Origin of the sequence: Burkholderia theae (assembly GCF_048565265.1) — a bacterium.
Lineage (GTDB): Bacteria > Pseudomonadota > Gammaproteobacteria > Burkholderiales > Burkholderiaceae > Burkholderia > Burkholderia theae.
The window spans coordinates 2323163-2338126 of record NZ_CP183462.1 but is presented as its reverse complement, the minus strand read 5'-3'; the positions used below and the strand labels follow the sequence as shown (position 1 = coordinate 2338126).

The following is a 14964-nucleotide window of genomic DNA, read 5'->3' as shown; positions in this document are numbered from 1 at the left end:
CCGTGCTGCCTGCTCGCGCTGGCGATGTTCGCATCGACTGGCGTGATCGCGGCGACCACGGATGCCACGCAAGTGGCGGAAGTCCAGTTCAACGATCTGTTCCTGCAGCGCCCGGGCGGCGCGCGGGTGGACGTGAGCCGCTTCGAGAAGGGCAATGTCGCGTTGCCGGGTTCGTATCGCGCCGATCTGTTCGTCAACACGAACTGGATCGGTCGCGCCGAGATCACGCTGCGCCAGGTGGGCGACAACCCGAACAACGTCCAGCCCTGCTTCAATCGCGACCTGCTGCAGCAAGTCGGCGTGGATCTCGCGAAGCTGTCGCCCGAGGCGACGCACATGCTGACGGACCCGAACCAGGCTTGCGCGACGATCGGCATGCTGGTGCCGGACGCGGTTGCCACCTTCGACAATGGCGAGCAGCGGCTCGACGTCAGCATCCCGCAAGCCTCGCTGAGCCGCGCGGCGCGCGGCTACGTGGACCCGCGCTACTGGGACGAGGGCGTGCCGGCCGCGCTGCTGTCGTACAACGGCAATATCTATCGTGCCGAGAACCAGGGCGCCTCGTCGACCCAAGCGTTCCTGGGCCTCACCGTCGGCCTGAACGTCGGGCCCTGGCGCTTCCGCCACAACGGCAACACCACCTACGACTCGCGCGGCGGCCCGCACTACCAGAGCGTGCGGACCAGCCTGCAGCGCTCGATCGCGCGCCTGAAGGCGCAGTTCGTGATCGGCGACGCGTTCACCGACGGCACGATGTTCGACAGCGTGGGCTTTCGCGGCGTGCAGCTCGCCAGCGACGAGCGCATGTATCCGGAATCGCAACGCGGTTACGCACCGACCATCCACGGCATCGCCAACAGCAATGCGCTGGTACAGGTGCGCCAGAACGGCAACGTCATCTACAGCGCCAACGTCGCGACCGGCCCGTTCGTGATCGACGATCTCTATACGACCGGTTATGGCGGCGACCTCGACGTCATCGTGACCGAGGCCGACGGCAGCATCCACACCTTCAAGGTGCCGTACGCGTCGGCCGTCAGTTCGCTGCGGCCGGGCGTCACGCACTTCAGCGTGACGGCCGGCCAGTACCGCAGTCCGCTGCTGTCGAGCAAGCCGGCGCTGTTCCAGGCGACCGTCCAGCATGGTTTCACCAACCTGATTACCGGCTACGGCGGCGTGACGGCCGCGCCCGGCTACGTGGCCGGCGTGGTCGGCGCCGCGCTCAATACCCGGCTGGGCGCGTTCGCGCTCGACATCACGCAGGCCAATACCGATTTGCCCGGCATCGGCACGCGCCACGGCCAGAGCGTGCGGATCTCGTACAGCAAGCTGATCAGCCCGACCCATACCAATATCGCGGTGGCTGCCTATCGCTATTCGAGCAGCGGCTACCTGGGCCTGCAGGACGCGATGCAGTTGCGCGGCCAGCAGACGGGCGGCGTGAGCGGTCTGCTGTCGGGCGGCGTGCGTCGCGGCCAGTTCCAGGTCACGCTGAACCAGAGCCTGCCGGAGGGTTGGGGCGCTTTCTACCTGTCGGGCTCGACCGTCAACTACTGGAATCGCGGCGGCAACGACACGCAGTATCAGGCCGGCTACAACAATAATTTCCGGCGCATCAACTACGGCGTGTCGGCCGCGCGCCAATTCGACGTGACGCAAAACCGCTGGGACAACCGTTTCATGCTGAACGTGTCGATCCCGCTCAACCTCGGCTCGCGCACGGTGTACTCGTCGACCAGCCTGCAGCACGATTCCCGTGGTTCGACCGTGGTCCAGCAGTCGATGACGGGTGCGCTCGGCGTCGACAACGCGCTCAGCTACGGCGTGAACGTCGGCCGGACCAGTGGCGGCGGCGCGAGAGCGGCGACCAATGTGGGCGGCAACGTGTCCTACATGTCGCCGTATGCGACCGTCACGGGCAATGCGTCGATGGGCACCGGCTTCAAGCAGTACGGCGGCGGCATCTCGGGCGGCATGGTGGCCTATGCGGGCGGCGTTGCCTTTACGCCGACCATGGGCGAGACCGTCGCGATCGTCGAAGCCAAGGACGCGCACGGGGCACGCGTGACGGCCGGCAGTGGGCTGCGCGTCGATCCGTTCGGTCATGCGCTGGTGTCGAGCCTGACGCCGTTCTCGACCAACGAGGTGGAGATCGATCCCAAGGGTGTGCCGATGAGTGTCGAGCTGAAGTCGAGCGCGCAGCACATCGCGCCGACCGCGGGCGCGGTGGTGCGACTGAAGTTCGAGACCGAGGGCGGCGGGCGCGCAGTGATCATGCGCGCGCGCATGGCCGATGGCGAGCCGGTTCCGTTCGGCGCCGAGGTGAGCGATGCGGCGGGGCGGAACGTCGGCACCGTCGCGCAGGATGGCCGCATCGTGCTGCGCGGCGTGAAGACCGATACCGGCACGCTGAATGTGAAGTGGGGCGATACGGTCGGCGAGGGCTGTTCGATGTCGTACACGCTGGCGACGGCAAGCAAGACAAGCAAACAACGCTGGACCGATGCGGAAGCGGTATGTACGAAATGAGCGAAGCGGGCGCGATGGACCTGGGAAAGAAGATGAACAAGAACGAAAAGCCGGCCGCGATGCGTAGGCAAACCAAAGCGGGGCATGGCATGCGCCGTCTGGCATTCTGGCTACTGACGCTGGCGGCACTGATGCTCGGCTTGGGCACACGTCCCGCGTTCGCCGCGGGAACCATCAGTTGCTCGGGAACGGCGCAGACGGTGACGCTGGCGATACCGGCCTCGGTGACGATCCCGCGCGATGCCGCGGTCGGCACCCTTCTGACCGGCTGGGTCAGCACGCCGAATGTCACCAACTACTACACGTGCGCGGTGTCGGGTGTGGTGAACTCGGGTATGGTCTTCGAACCGCAGTCGATGACCAGGGCCGGCATGACCGTCGCCGCGCCAAATGGTGGAACCTATACCGTTTGGAATACCAATGTGCCTGGCGTCGGTGTCGCGATCGGCGCGGCTACTTTCGCGAACCAATGCGGAAACCAGCCCTGGAGGGATCTCGGCGTTCCGCTTCCGACATTCCCCAGCCCGTGGACGGGCACCGCCTGCAACACAACCGGCACGGTTACTTCGATCACCAACGGTGGTCAGGTCCAGGCGGCGCTGGTCAAGACCGGTCCGATCACGGCGGGCACCGTGACGGGCGGCGTGCTGGTCGTGGGAGCGTCAGCAACGGGCACCGGCGGCGGCGTCTATACGGTCGCCGCGTCGCCCCTCGTGTCGTTTTCGCTGTCCCCGACCATCGTCAACGTGGCGGCTTGCATCACGCCGAACGTGACGGTCAACATGGGTTCGACCATGCAGTCGGCATTCAAGGGCATCGGCTCGACCACCTCGCCGGCCATTCCGGTCACCGTGGCTGTCAATGCCTGCCCGTCGGGCCTGAACACGATCCAGTACCAGTTCATCCCGGTCAATGCCGTGCTCGACAGCACGAACGGCGTGCTGGCGCTGTCGAGCGATTCGACGGCCAGCGGCATCGGCCTGCAACTGAAGGACAACAACGGCAATGCGCTGAAATACAACAAGCAGTACACGCTGACGAGCTACAGCAAATCGACGGGCGGTTCCTACACGATCCCGCTCAAGGCCACGTACTACCAGACGGCCGCCAGCGTGAAGGCCGGCAGCGCGAATGCGGTGCTGACCTTCACCATGACGTATCAGTAAGGCAGGTGCAGCGGGTTGCCTCTGCATGACCAGTCACGTGGTCACGTTGCGGTTGGGGAATTCGCTTGTGGGTGAGACTCGCGCGGCGCGAGCGGTAGTTCACTCCACCGTCACCGACTTAGCCAAATTCCTGGGCTTATCGATATCCGTCCCCCTGGCCAACGCCGCGTGATACGCCAGCAACTGCATCGGCACCGTATGCAGAATCGGCGAAAGCGGCCCGTAGTACTCATTGAGCCGAATCACCTCGATCCCGTCACTCGGCACCAACCCACAGTCCACATCCGCGAACACAAAAAGCCTTCCATTCCGCGCACTGACCTCATGCATGTTCGACCTGAGCTTCTCGAGCAGCATGTCATTCGGCGCAACCGCAATCACCGGCATCTCGTTGCTGACGAGCGCAAGCGGCCCATGCTTCAACTCCCCCGCCGGATAAGCCTCCGCGTGGATATAAGAAATCTCCTTCATCTTCAACGCACCCTCTAGCGCGATCGGGTAATGCATCCCGCGCCCGAGAAACAGCATGTTGTCGCGCCTTGCGAGCAGTTCCGACCACGCCATGATCTGCGGCTCCAGCGCGAGCACCTTCGACATCGCGTCGGGCAGATGCCGCAATGCACGCAGATGTTCCTTCTCCTCGTCGTCACTCAACCGCCCGCGCACCTGCGCAAGCGACAGCGTGAGCAGGAAAAGCGCAACGAGCTGCGTCGTAAAAGCCTTCGTCGAAGCCACCCCGATCTCGATCCCCGCACGCGTGACGAACTGCAGCGCACATTCGCGCATCAACGCACTCGTCGCGACGTTGCAGATCGCGAGCGTATGCATCATCCCGCTCTGCTTCGCGACATGCACGGCGCCGAGCACATCGGCCGTCTCGCCGCTTTGCGACACCGCGACGACGAGCGTGCGCGGATTCGGCACGCTGTCGCGATAACGAAACTCGCTGGCAATTTCAACGCTGGCAGGCAGCTTCGCGATGCTCTCGATCCAGTACTTCGCGGTCAGCGCCGCGTGATAGCTGCCGCCGCAGGCGAGCAGCAGCACCGAGTCGACATCGTTGAATACGCGCCACGCACCGTCGCCGAACAGCTCGGGCATGATCGACGCGACGTCGAGCAGCGTATCGGCCACCGCCTGCGGCTGCTCGAAGATCTCCTTCTGCATGTAGTAGCGGTACGACCCGAGATCGGCCGCGCCGCTATGCGCGGCGACCCGCTGCACCGCGCGCTCGACGCGCTGGCCGGCCGCATCGACGATCCAGTAGCGATGCAGCTGGATATCGGCGACGTCGCCGTTCTCCAGATACGCGATGCGATCCGTGATGCCCGACAGCGCAATCGCATCGGACGCGAGAAAGTTCTCGCCTTCGCCGACGCCGACCACGAGCGGCATCCCGTCGCGCGCGCCGACGATCCGGTGCGGCTCGTCGCGGCACATCACCGCGATCGCGTAGCTGCCGCGCAATCGCGCGACGGCGCGGCGCACCGCGTCGAACAGGTCGCCGTCATACAGGTGGTCGATCAGGTGTGCGATCGCTTCGCTGTCGGTCTGGCTCGCGAACACGTAGCCGTGCGCCTGCAGTTCCGCGCGCAACGGGTCGCAGTTCTCGATGATCCCGTTATGCGACAGCGCGATGCGTGCGTTGGCGTCGCTCGGCGAGAAGTGCGGATGCGCGTTGAGCGTGACGGGCGCGCCATGCGTGGCCCAGCGCGTATGCGCGATGCCGGTGTAACCCGACAGCGCATGCTCGGCGATCTCGCGCTGCAGGTTCGCGACGCGGTCGACGCTGCGGGCCCGCGCCAGCGCCCGGTCGCGATAGACCACGACGCCGCACGAGTCGTAGCCGCGGTATTCGAGCCGCTTCAGGCCGTCGACAAGGTTCGGCAGGATGTCCCGCTGGGCGACCGCCCCGACAATTCCACACATATCGCGCTCCGTAAATGTCCTGTCTGGACCAGTGAGAGCGATGGTAGATTCGGTCTAATGGAATTAAATTTCAAAATACAAGAAGAAATGAAACGAACAATAGATCGTCTATCATATTGAAATTAAATTTCACGCAATGACCGGAAGGAGCCGCCGATGGCCGGCATCACCCTCGACGATCTCGACCTGCGCATCCTCGCGATCCTGCAGGACGACGCATCGGTGTCGAACCTGCAACTGGCCGAGCGTGCGCTGTCGTCGCCGCCCACCTGCATGCGCCGCGTGCGCCGGCTGACCGAGGCCGGCGTGATCCGTCGGCAGGTCGCGGTGCTCGACCCGGTGGCGATCGGCACGGCCGTCACGGCGCTGATCGAGATCAGCCTCGACCGGCAGACGGCCGAAGACTACGACGCATTCGAGGCGTACGTATGCGCGGAGCCGGCCGTCACGCAGTGTTACCGCGTGTCGCCGGGGCCCGATTTCGTGGTGGTGGCCGATCTGGCCGACGTCGCCGAATACGACGAATTCGCGCGACGGCTGTTCACCGGCGCATCGAACGTCCGCAACGTGCGCACGTTCTTCTCCACGCATCGCGCGAAGTTCGAAGCGAACGCGCGGGTCGCGCATGCGATGCGCAAGCGCCCGTGATCGCGTCGTTCGCTCGTCGTCACGCGGCGGACACGTCCGCCAGTTGCAGCGGCTTGCCGTACCCGAAGCAATGCGCCGGCTCGGGAAACACGCGCTGCCGCACGTCGTGCGCATACTGGCGGATCGCGTCGCGCATCACCGCATTCGCATCGGCGTAGCGCTTCACGAAGCGCGGCGTGTACGCATCGAATGCACCGATCATGTCTTCGGTCACGAGCACTTGCCCGTCGCAGGCGGGTGATGCGCCGATGCCGATCGTCGGGATCGTCAGCGTTTCGGTCAGGTGGCGTGCGAGCGCTTCGGCGGTGCCCTCGACGACGACGCTGAACGCGCCGGCGCGCTCGGCCGCGCAAGCGGCATCGAACACCTGCGCGGCCGAACGCGGGTCCATCCCCTGCGCGCGGAAGCCGCCTGTTGCATTGGCCTGTTGCGGCATGAGGCCGACATGCGCCATCACCGGAATGCCGCGATCGGTCAGGAAGCGGATCGTGTCGGCCATCTCGCTGCCGCCTTCGAGCTTCACGGCTTGCGCGCCGGTTTCCGCAAGCAGGCGCGCGGCGGAACGATAGGCCTGCGCGGGCGATTCCTGGTACGTCGAGAACGGCAGGTCGACGACGACACACGCTTGCGCCGCGCCGCGTACGACGGCCGCACCATGTGCAATCATCATGTCGAGCGTGACGCGCAGCGTATCGGGCATCCCGTACAGCACCATGCCGACGGAATCGCCGACGATGATCACGTCGGCCACGTCGTCGACCAGCTTCGCCATCGGCGCGGAATAGGCGGTCAGCGACACGAGGCTGCCGATGCCTTTGGTCGAGCGGATCGCGGTGACGGTCTTGCGGGTGGTGCGGGTGTGAGCGCTCATGAGCGGAAGCCGTGTGAAAGAAGAGCCGTCACGGTAGCATCGCGCTCGTTCGTGCAATGACCTTCGGAGGACGTCTTATGTTGCTGGCGGGACAATCGGGTGACCCTTACGCAGTGCCGCCGATGGCGCGCCTGCCGAGGCCGCTGTTCGTGCGTGCGTTCGAGATTCCCGGCAACGCGAGCGTCGACGCGCACAGTCATCCGTGGGCCCAGCTGATGTATGCGACGAGCGGCGTGCTCGAGGTGTCGACGCCGTCGGGCCGGCAGCTGCTGCCGCCGCACTATGCGATGTGGATTCCGCCGCACGTGCCGCATGCGGTGTCGACGCGCGATTGCGTCGCGTTCCACAGCCTGTATCTCGACGAAGCGATCGCGCGCGACGACGCGAACGACGATTGCACGATCCTCTGCATGACGCCGCTGCTGCGTGAACTGGTGATCGCGACCGGCGAGTTGCCGGTGAACTACGACGAGACGGGGCCGGACGGCGCGCTGGTCTGCCTGATCGCCGACCGGATCGCGCGCATGCGCCCGGCGCCGCTGACGGTGCCGCTGCCGCGCGATCCGCGCCTGCTGAAAATCGCACGCGCGTTGCATGCGTATCCGGGCAATACGCGCAGTCTCGACGAATGGGGACATCAGGTGGGCGCGACGCGGCGCACGTTGTCGCGGCTGTTTCGGCAGGACACGGGGCTGTCGTTCACCGAATGGCGGCAGGCCGTGCGGCTGCTCGCGTCGCTGCCGCTGCTCGATGCGGGCGAGCCGATCGGCGCGGTGGCCGCACAACTGGGCTACGACTCGACGTCGTCGTTCATCGCGCTGTTCCAGGCGAAGTTCCGCATGACGCCCGGTGCGTATGCGAAGCGTGAAGCGCGCCGGCCTGTCTTGACCGTGTGACGCGGCGATACGTGCCGCTCACGGTCGTTCAGAACGCGAGCGCCGTCTGCACTGGATGAGCTGCGTCGCGCTGGAACCCGGCGCCTTCGAGCGACAGCAGCGCTCGCTTGCGGTCGATGCCGCCGGCATAACCGGTCAGGCTGCCCGACGCACCGACCACGCGATGGCACGGCACGATGATCGACACCGGATTCCGGCCAACGGCACCGCCCACTGCGCGTGCACCGCTCATCGGCAACCCGACGCGTTCGGTGATGTCCCCGTACGACACGAGTTCGCCGAACGGAATCGCGAGCAGTTCCTTCCACACGCGCCGCTGAAACGTCGTGCCGCGCAGGTGGATCGGCACCGAGAACGTTTCGCGCATGCCGGTGAAGTATTCCGCGATTTCTTCCGCGACCTTGCGCGCGATCGGCGACGACGCGTGCGCGTCTGCTTTATCCGCGATCGCAAGCGACGGGAAGTATTTCTGGCCGACGAAGTACAGGCCGGTCAGCGCATCGTCCTCGATGCGCACGGCGATGTCGCCCAGCGGGCTCGGAATCAGGTGAGCGGGAGTCATCGCGATATTTCTCCATGAAGGCGCCACACATGCAGTGCGGCATACGCGCGCCAGGGCGCCCAGCGCGCGGCATGCGGCGCAGATGATGGCACACGTGCGCGTTCGGTGCGGGCGGGAAGCAACCCGTCGTCGGCCGGGAACGCATTCGGCCAGGCCATCGCACGCATCGCGACGTACTGCACCGCGCGCTCGTCGAAGCCGGGCAACGCGCGCAGCGCGGCGAGCGTCGCGTCGAGCGGCGCCATCGGTTCGAGTGCGAGCGTGCCATCGGCGACCGCGCGAGCGAGCGACACGATCGCCTGCGCCGCTTCGCGTGCGATGCCGAGTGCATCGAGGGCGGCAGGCGGCAGCGCGGCCAGCGTCGCCGCGGAAGGCAGCGCATGCGTGAGCCCCGGCGGCGCGCCGTCCACCGGGGTGCCGAAGCGTTCGGCGATGCGTGCCAGCACGGCACTCGCCTGCGCCGCCGCGAGCTGCTCGCCCGCGATCGCGCGGATCGCAATCTCGAGGCCGTCGAACGCGCTGGGCACCCGCAGGCCGGGCGAGCCGCTCGCGAGGTCGCCGAGATGCGCGTCGATCACGTCGGGGCGGCTGTCGAGATCGAACAGCCGCCGCACGCGTGCGAGCACGGCCGGCACGACCGGCGTCAGCGCGGGCGACACGGTGACGGCCAGCGCGAACCGCTGCGGCACGTGCGCGACGGACAGCCAGCCCGTCACGCGGCCGGTGCCGCTTTCGCGGTTCGGATTCGGGTTCGGGTTCGGGTTCGGCAATTCGACGACGCGCGCATAACGCTGCGCGTCGATCCGCTCGACGCCGTCGATCTGCCGCTGCGCGAGGAAGCGCATCAGGTCGGCCCACGCGAACGGTGGCCGGTACGGCAGCGGGAACGTCATGTCGCCATCGGCGGAGGGGCCTGCCCCTTTACGCAGCCGCAACGGATTGAGGCCGTAGCGCTGACGGAACAGGTCGTTGAAGCGCCGCACGCTGCCGAACCCGGCCGTCGACGCGACGACGGCCACCGGCAGCGCGGTGTCGGTCAGCAGCCGCTTGGCCATCAGCAGCCGGTGCGTCTGCGCGAATTCGACAGGCGACACGCCGAACTGCGCGGCGAAGATCCGGCGCAGATGGCGTTCGGTCACGCCGACCCGCTGCGCGAGCGCGTCGACGGAATGCAGGTTCAGGAAACCGTCCTCGATCAGCGTGGCGGCCGCATCGGCGAGATTGCCGGACAGGTCGAGCAGCCCGTGGCCGGGCGCGAGTTCGGGGCGGCACCGCATGCACGGCCGGAAGCCCGCTTTCTCGGCGGCCGCGGCGGTCGGGTAATAACGACAGTTCCGCGCTTTCGGCGGCTTGACCGGGCAGACGGGGCGGCAATACACGCCGGTCGTCGACACGCCGACGAAGAACCAGCCGTCGAAACGGCGGTTTCGCGAAAGCAGGGCGTCATAGCAGGTGTCGGGATCGAGGCGCATGAACCGACTGTAAACCATCCGCGCCATCGATTCTGGCTGGAATCGGACATGTGTCTCGGCCGCCGCGCGCGCCGTCCGCGCGTTGGAAAATCCGGGAAAAACGGTTAATGCCGGGCTGCGAAACAGTCGTCTCTTTTGCCGCGACGAATTTGAGATGACTCATCGAAATCCCCGACTGACAGGGCACCGTAAGACGCTCTATTCTTTGAAAAACGTTTTCCAGATTGATTGGCGATCGGCCGTGCCGCGACAGCGTGCGCGCGGCCCGCCCCGGCGCCGGTCGCCGGTCAACGAACATCGTGCGGCGCGACGGGCGCGGCCGCGCATCGGAGACATTCATGCAATCTGCCGTCGTCGGCACGGTCCGCGCTGTCGCCAGCCGCTACCGCTGGACCGTCTGTGCGCTGCTGTTTTTCGCGACCGTCATCAACTACATGGATCGGCAGATTCTCGGCCTGCTCGCGCCGATGCTCCAGCACGACATCGGCTGGAGCCAGGTGCAGTACGGCCGCATCGTGATGGCGTTTTCCGCGTTCTACGCGCTCGGGCTGCTCTGCTTCGGGCGCATCGTCGACTGGCTCGGCACGCGCATCTCGTACGCGCTGGCGATGCTGGTGTGGAGCATCGCCGCGATGCTGCACGCGGCGGTCGGGTCGGTGATGGGCTTTGCGTTCGTGCGCGCGCTGCTCGGGATCGGCGAGGGCGGCAACTTCCCGGCCGCGATCAAGACGACGGCCGAGTGGTTCCCGCGCCGCGAACGCGCGCTTGCCACCGGCATCTTCAACTCGGGCGCGAACATCGGCGCGGTGTTCGCGCCGGCGATCATCCCGGCGATCGCGGTGGCCTACGGCTGGCGCGCGGCGTTCGTGATCATCGGCGCGATCGGCCTCGTGTGGCTCGCGGTGTGGCTCGTGCTGTATCGCCAGGCCGACACGCGCGCGCTCGCCGCGGAATACGATGAACCGCGTGACGAAGCCGAAGCGCTCGACGCGGCGAACGCGAACGCCGGCGCGCCGCGCTGGGGCGAACTGATCCGCAAGCGCGAGACGTGGGCGTTCCTGATCGGCAAGTTCCTGACCGATCCGGTGTGGTGGTTCTACCTGTTCTGGCTGCCGAAGTGGCTCAACGAGTCGCGCGGGATGGACATGCAGCACATCGGCCTGCCGCTCGTCTGCATCTATGCGCTGACGACGGTCGGCAGCATCGGCGGCGGCTGGCTGTCGTCGATGCTGCTGCGCGCGGGCTGGAGCGTGAACGGCGCACGCAAGACGGCGATGCTGATCTGCGCGTGCTGCGTGCTGCCGATCGCGTTCGTGTCGCAAGTGCAGAGCCTGTGGATCGCGGTGCTGATCGTCGGCCTCGCCGCCGCCGCGCACCAGGGCTGGTCGGCGAACCTGTTCACGACGGCATCCGACCTGTTCCCGCGCCGCGCGGTCGCGTCGGTGGTCGGCATCGGCGGGATGGCCGGTTCGATCGGCGGCGTGCTGTTCTCGGAAGTGATCGGCCAGGTGCTGCAACGCACGGGCCACTACTGGGTGCTGTTCGCGATCGGCGCGTCGGCCTACCTGATCGCGTTGGCCGTGATGCATGTGCTCACGCCGAAGATGAAGCCCGCGAAACTTGATGCTTGATGGTGCGTCGTACAAGCGAACGCGCCGCCCCTGGGGCGGCGCGTTTTGTTTTGGCGTTCGGGAAAGCGGAGCGCCCCGCGCGCTTCAACCGGCGGCGGCCGCGGCCGTCGACGCACGCATGATCAGCCGCGGCTCGAACGTCGAATAGCTCGCATCGGTGCGCCCGGCGAGCGCGTCGATCAGCTTCTGCATCGCGAGCTCGCCCATGTTCTCGCTCTGGATGTCGACGGTCGTCAGCGCGGGCGCCGCGTATTCGCCGTACGGCACGTTGTCGATGCCCGCGACCGATACGTCCTGCGGCAGCCGGAAGCCGAGCGACGCGGCTTCCTTCATGAAGCCGAGCGCGATCAGGTCGTTGTAGCAGATCACCGCCTGCGGGCGCTGCGGCCCGAGCATCACGCGCGAGCACGCGCGCTCGCCGGCCTCGGCGGTCGGCGCATGCGCGTCGTGCACGTCGAGCGTGAGCCCCGCTTCGGCGAGGCAATCGCGGGCGCCCTGGATCCGCTCGTCGTTCACGCGTGCCGTGCCGAAACCGAGATACGCGATGCGCGTGTGCCCGAGATTGAGCAGGTGACGCGCGAGCATGTAGGTCGACAACCGGTTGTCGATGCCGACGCTCGGAATCGGCAGGCCGGGGCTGCGGCGCAGCAGCACGAGCGGCTTGTTGAGATCGAGCATCCAGCCGGCTTCGTCGTCGGGCATCCGCGTGCTGACGATCAGCCCGTCGACGCGCTGCGCGAGCGCCTCGATCAGCGAGCGTTCGCGCGCCTGGCTCTCTTCGGTATCGACGAGCAGCAGCGTGTAGTCATGCTGGAGCGCGATCCGGTTCGCGCCCTTGACCACGTTCGTGAAGTGCGGGTTGCTGATGTCGAGGATCACGAGGCCGATGGTGCGCGTGCGCCCGGTGATCATCGAACGCGCGAGCGGGTTCGAACGGTAGCCGAGCCGCTCGATCGCTTCCTTGAGCCGTGCCTCGACGGTCGGCGAGAAACGCTGCGTGCCGTTCACGTACTTCGATACCGTCGCGACCGACACGCCGGCTTCCGCGGCCACGTCGCGGATCGTCGGGGAAACTTTTTTCATCCGAAGGGTAACGTTTTCGTTCATTAACGCCGGATTGTGGCAGAAAAAGCCGATGCGCGGCCACGGGGCGATATCGGGAAAGTGCGGATGGCTGCGAACGGGTTCGACCATTGACGTTCGGCCGCGGTCCCGCGTATAGTTGGAAAACGTTTTCCATTCTGGGTCAGATTCAAGGAGATTCGATGAACGCCTCATCCACCGGCGCGCGCAAACCGTTCGGGCGCCTGTTGCTGACGGGCGCGGCCGGCAACCTCGGCCGCCAGTTGCGCGGCGCGCTCGCCGACTGGGCCGACGTCGTGCGCGTCAGCGACATCGCGGTGCTGGACGACGCGGCCGCGCATGAAGAAACCCGCGTCGTGGATCTGGCCGACCGGCCGGCCGTGATGCAGCTGGTCGACGGCGTGGACGCGATCGTCCACCTCGGCGGCATTTCGGTCGATGCGCCGTTCGACGATCTCGTCGACGCGAACATCACCGGCACGTACAACCTGTACGAAGCCGCGCGCAAGCACGGCGTGAAGCGCGTCGTGTTCGCGAGCTCGAACCATGCGATCGGCTTCCACCCGGTCACGGAAGTGCTCGACGCCGATTCGCCGCTGCGCCCCGACAGCCTGTACGGCGTGACGAAGTGCTTCGGCGAATCGCTGTCGCGCTATTACTTCGACCGCTTCGGCATCGAGACCGTGTGCCTGCGGATCGGCTCGTCGTTCGAGGTGCCGAAGAACCCGCGCATGCTGGTGACGTTCCTCAGCTATCGCGACTTCATCGAGCTGGTGCGTTGCTCGCTGCTGACGAACCGCGTCGGGCACGCGATCGTCTACGGCGCGTCGGACAACCCGGTGAAGTGGTGGGACAACACGAAGGCCGGCTTCCTCGGCTTCCGCCCGCGCGACAGCTCCGAGCAGTTCGCGGGGCTGTTCCCGGTCGCGGCGCCGACCGCCGACTACGACGATCCTGCGCAGCGGTTCCAGGGCGGTGGGTTCGTCGTTGGCGAGCCGATGGAGCGGAAGGCGTCGTAAGCATTGCCGGCGTCGCAGATCAGCGCAGGACGTCGGTCGCCTTGTGCCGTTCGTCGACGCCGTCGATCAGGATCAGCGGGCCGCTCGCGTGCCGTGCGCGCAGCGGCTGGATCTGCTGGTACGCATCCGATTCGTACCATGCGCGCGCCGTGTCGAGATCGGGAAACGCGATCGCGATCAGGTCGCCGCGCCACACGCCTTCGCGCACCTCCGGCCGTGCGCCGTGAATGACGAACTGGCCGTCGAACGGCACGAGCGTGCCGTCGATGCGTTCGAGATACTCGACGATGTCGTCGCACATGTCGACGTCGTGCAGGTGGGCGATGGCGTAGGCGGTCATGGCAGGGCTCCTTGTGGTGACGCGATGCGTGCGTCGATGGAGCCATGATCGCGGCGCGCAAGGCGCGCGTCGATTACCTGCCACGTAAGCGAATCGTGGCAACCGCACCACCCTCAATGCTTGTGGCACACCGGATCGCTTTCGCGCCGCTCGGCCGAATCGCACCAGTAACTCGGCCGCCATGCTTCGAACGCGACGGCCTTCGCCGCATCGGCGCGCGTGACGCGCACCGGGTCGGCCTTCAGCGCATCGCCTTCCTGCTCATAGTTGAACCGCCAGTTGCGGAACACTTCGCGATGAAACACCCACGTGTGGTGCGCGACGTCATAGCGAAACGTCACGCGATCGCGCCAGTGGTTATGTCCCGCGAATACGCCCTGTTCGACCGTGAACGTACGGGGCTCGATCGTGAGCGCGTTCTCCGCGACACCATCGAGATACGGGTCGCCCATGCCGCCTTCGTCGGCTTTCATGATCACGGTGTCGTTGCGCGCGGCCAGCCGGTAGCGCCCGTCCTTGCCCTGCAGGAAGACCAGCAGCGGACGCGGCGACGGCGTGCGCATCGAATCGCCGGGCTGATGCGCGACGACGACATAGCCGGGGCGGGTGCTGTCGGTCAGGCGTCCGGATGCGGCGTCCAGTGCTTCATAACCGGCGGGAAGCTGCGCGACGATATCGTCAGGAAGATCGGAGGTGTCCGGGCAGCGGATCGACGAAGACGTGTCGCCGCATTGCGTGGCGTATGCATTGCCGATGCCGAATGTCAGCAGCGCAGCGATGAGGAGTCCTTTGAAGCGGGGGATCGTCATGCGGTTCGA

The 14964-nt window shown here is 66.5% G+C and carries 14 protein-coding genes; 6 read left to right on the top strand and 8 right to left on the bottom strand.

Going from position 1 to position 14964, the window contains the following annotated elements:
* The first annotated feature begins 24 nt into the window (after window positions 1-24).
* Both ACN22W_RS28005 and ACN22W_RS28000 read left to right on the top strand, forming a co-directional pair.
* Complete coding sequence (locus tag ACN22W_RS28005) at window positions 25-2529, top strand: fimbria/pilus outer membrane usher protein (RefSeq protein ID WP_419687955.1); 2505 nt, start codon at window positions 25-27, stop codon at window positions 2527-2529.
* The gene (locus tag ACN22W_RS28000) at window positions 2517-3695 is read left to right on the top strand and encodes a fimbrial protein (protein WP_419687954.1); all 1179 of its coding nucleotides are present in this window, start codon (window positions 2517-2519) and stop codon (window positions 3693-3695) included. The genes ACN22W_RS28005 and ACN22W_RS28000 overlap by 13 nt, the downstream gene beginning before the upstream one ends.
* Window positions 3696-3794: 99 nt before the next feature.
* Here the strand turns inward: ACN22W_RS28000 and glmS are convergent, their stop codons facing one another.
* Window positions 3795-5624 (bottom strand): glutamine--fructose-6-phosphate transaminase (isomerizing), encoded by a 1830-nt coding sequence (gene glmS, locus ACN22W_RS27995; protein WP_193101372.1) that lies wholly within the window; start codon window positions 5622-5624, stop codon window positions 3795-3797.
* Window positions 5625-5780: 156 nt separating this feature from the next.
* On the opposite strand from glmS, the gene ACN22W_RS27990 reads away from it, so the two are divergent.
* Window positions 5781-6272, top strand: a complete 492-nt coding sequence (locus ACN22W_RS27990; protein WP_419687953.1) for an Lrp/AsnC family transcriptional regulator — start codon at window positions 5781-5783, stop codon at window positions 6270-6272.
* A 19-nt stretch (window positions 6273-6291) separates the two neighbouring features.
* Here ACN22W_RS27990 and panB read toward each other — a convergent pair whose 3' ends face one another.
* A complete protein-coding gene (panB, locus tag ACN22W_RS27985) occupies window positions 6292-7143 on the bottom strand; it encodes a 3-methyl-2-oxobutanoate hydroxymethyltransferase (protein ID WP_419687952.1) in 852 nt (283 codons plus the stop codon).
* Window positions 7144-7220: 77 nt separating this feature from the next.
* Between panB and ACN22W_RS27980 the strand changes: the two genes are divergently transcribed.
* On the top strand, window positions 7221-8039 hold the full coding sequence (locus tag ACN22W_RS27980; RefSeq protein ID WP_419687951.1) for an AraC family transcriptional regulator: 819 nt from the start codon (window positions 7221-7223) through the stop codon (window positions 8037-8039).
* A gap of 28 nt (window positions 8040-8067) precedes the next feature.
* On the opposite strand, the gene ACN22W_RS27975 is transcribed toward ACN22W_RS27980, so the two are convergent.
* The 3 genes from ACN22W_RS27975 to ACN22W_RS27965 are packed head-to-tail and all read right to left on the bottom strand — an operon-like array spanning window position 8068 to window position 10413.
* Window positions 8068-8601, bottom strand: coding sequence for a methylated-DNA--[protein]-cysteine S-methyltransferase (locus ACN22W_RS27975; protein ID WP_419687950.1), 534 nt, complete (start codon window positions 8599-8601; stop codon window positions 8068-8070).
* A complete protein-coding gene (locus tag ACN22W_RS27970) occupies window positions 8598-10091 on the bottom strand; it encodes an AlkA N-terminal domain-containing protein (protein ID WP_419687949.1) in 1494 nt (497 codons plus the stop codon). The genes ACN22W_RS27975 and ACN22W_RS27970 overlap by 4 nt, the downstream gene beginning before the upstream one ends.
* Entirely contained in the window at window positions 10045-10413 is a 369-nt protein-coding gene (locus ACN22W_RS27965) for a hypothetical protein (RefSeq protein ID WP_419687948.1), read from the bottom strand. The genes ACN22W_RS27970 and ACN22W_RS27965 overlap by 47 nt, the downstream gene beginning before the upstream one ends.
* Between ACN22W_RS27965 and ACN22W_RS27960 the strand changes: the two genes are divergently transcribed.
* On the top strand, window positions 10412-11704 hold the full coding sequence (locus ACN22W_RS27960; RefSeq protein WP_419687947.1) for an MFS transporter: 1293 nt from the start codon (window positions 10412-10414) through the stop codon (window positions 11702-11704). The two genes, ACN22W_RS27965 and ACN22W_RS27960, sit on opposite strands and share 2 nt — an antisense overlap.
* 84 nt (window positions 11705-11788) lie before the next feature.
* On the opposite strand, the gene ACN22W_RS27955 is transcribed toward ACN22W_RS27960, so the two are convergent.
* Window positions 11789-12898: a LacI family DNA-binding transcriptional regulator gene (locus tag ACN22W_RS27955; RefSeq protein WP_343490821.1), complete on the bottom strand. Its 1110-nt coding sequence runs from the start codon at window positions 12896-12898 to the stop codon at window positions 11789-11791.
* A 71-nt stretch (window positions 12899-12969) separates the two neighbouring features.
* Here ACN22W_RS27955 and ACN22W_RS27950 point away from each other — a divergent pair, with 71 nt between their 5' ends.
* Window positions 12970-13806, top strand: a complete 837-nt coding sequence (locus tag ACN22W_RS27950; protein WP_343490820.1) for an NAD(P)-dependent oxidoreductase — start codon at window positions 12970-12972, stop codon at window positions 13804-13806.
* 19 nt (window positions 13807-13825) lie between these two features.
* On the opposite strand, the gene ACN22W_RS27945 is transcribed toward ACN22W_RS27950, so the two are convergent.
* Complete coding sequence (locus tag ACN22W_RS27945; protein WP_343490819.1) at window positions 13826-14146, bottom strand: DUF1330 domain-containing protein; 321 nt, start codon at window positions 14144-14146, stop codon at window positions 13826-13828.
* A gap of 113 nt (window positions 14147-14259) precedes the next feature.
* Window positions 14260-14955 (bottom strand): hypothetical protein, encoded by a 696-nt coding sequence (locus ACN22W_RS27940; protein WP_419687946.1) that lies wholly within the window; start codon window positions 14953-14955, stop codon window positions 14260-14262.
* Between the last annotated feature and the right edge of the window lie 9 nt (window positions 14956-14964).

Excerpts from the sequence above, each read along its gene's own strand:
- ACN22W_RS27955 (WP_343490821.1), bottom strand. The coding sequence starts at position 12,898 with ATGGTCGAACCCGTTCGCAGCCATCCGCACTTTCCCGATATCGCCCCG.
- ACN22W_RS27940 (WP_419687946.1), bottom strand. The coding sequence starts at position 14,955 with ATGACGATCCCCCGCTTCAAAGGACTCCTCATCGCTGCGCTGCTGACA.
- ACN22W_RS27975 (WP_419687950.1), bottom strand. The coding sequence starts at position 8,601 with ATGACTCCCGCTCACCTGATTCCGAGCCCGCTGGGCGACATCGCCGTG.
- ACN22W_RS27980 (WP_419687951.1), top strand. The coding sequence starts at position 7,221 with ATGTTGCTGGCGGGACAATCGGGTGACCCTTACGCAGTGCCGCCGATG.
- ACN22W_RS28005 (WP_419687955.1), top strand. The coding sequence starts at position 25 with ATGTTCGCATCGACTGGCGTGATCGCGGCGACCACGGATGCCACGCAA.
- ACN22W_RS27990 (WP_419687953.1), top strand. The coding sequence starts at position 5,781 with ATGGCCGGCATCACCCTCGACGATCTCGACCTGCGCATCCTCGCGATC.
- ACN22W_RS27950 (WP_343490820.1), top strand. The coding sequence starts at position 12,970 with ATGAACGCCTCATCCACCGGCGCGCGCAAACCGTTCGGGCGCCTGTTG.
- ACN22W_RS27960 (WP_419687947.1), top strand. The coding sequence starts at position 10,412 with ATGCAATCTGCCGTCGTCGGCACGGTCCGCGCTGTCGCCAGCCGCTAC.
- ACN22W_RS27970 (WP_419687949.1), bottom strand. The coding sequence starts at position 10,091 with ATGGTTTACAGTCGGTTCATGCGCCTCGATCCCGACACCTGCTATGAC.
- glmS (WP_193101372.1), bottom strand. The coding sequence starts at position 5,624 with ATGTGTGGAATTGTCGGGGCGGTCGCCCAGCGGGACATCCTGCCGAAC.
- ACN22W_RS27945 (WP_343490819.1), bottom strand. The coding sequence starts at position 14,146 with ATGACCGCCTACGCCATCGCCCACCTGCACGACGTCGACATGTGCGAC.
- ACN22W_RS28000 (WP_419687954.1), top strand. The coding sequence starts at position 2,517 with ATGTACGAAATGAGCGAAGCGGGCGCGATGGACCTGGGAAAGAAGATG.
- panB (WP_419687952.1), bottom strand. The coding sequence starts at position 7,143 with ATGAGCGCTCACACCCGCACCACCCGCAAGACCGTCACCGCGATCCGC.
- ACN22W_RS27965 (WP_419687948.1), bottom strand. The coding sequence starts at position 10,413 with ATGAATGTCTCCGATGCGCGGCCGCGCCCGTCGCGCCGCACGATGTTC.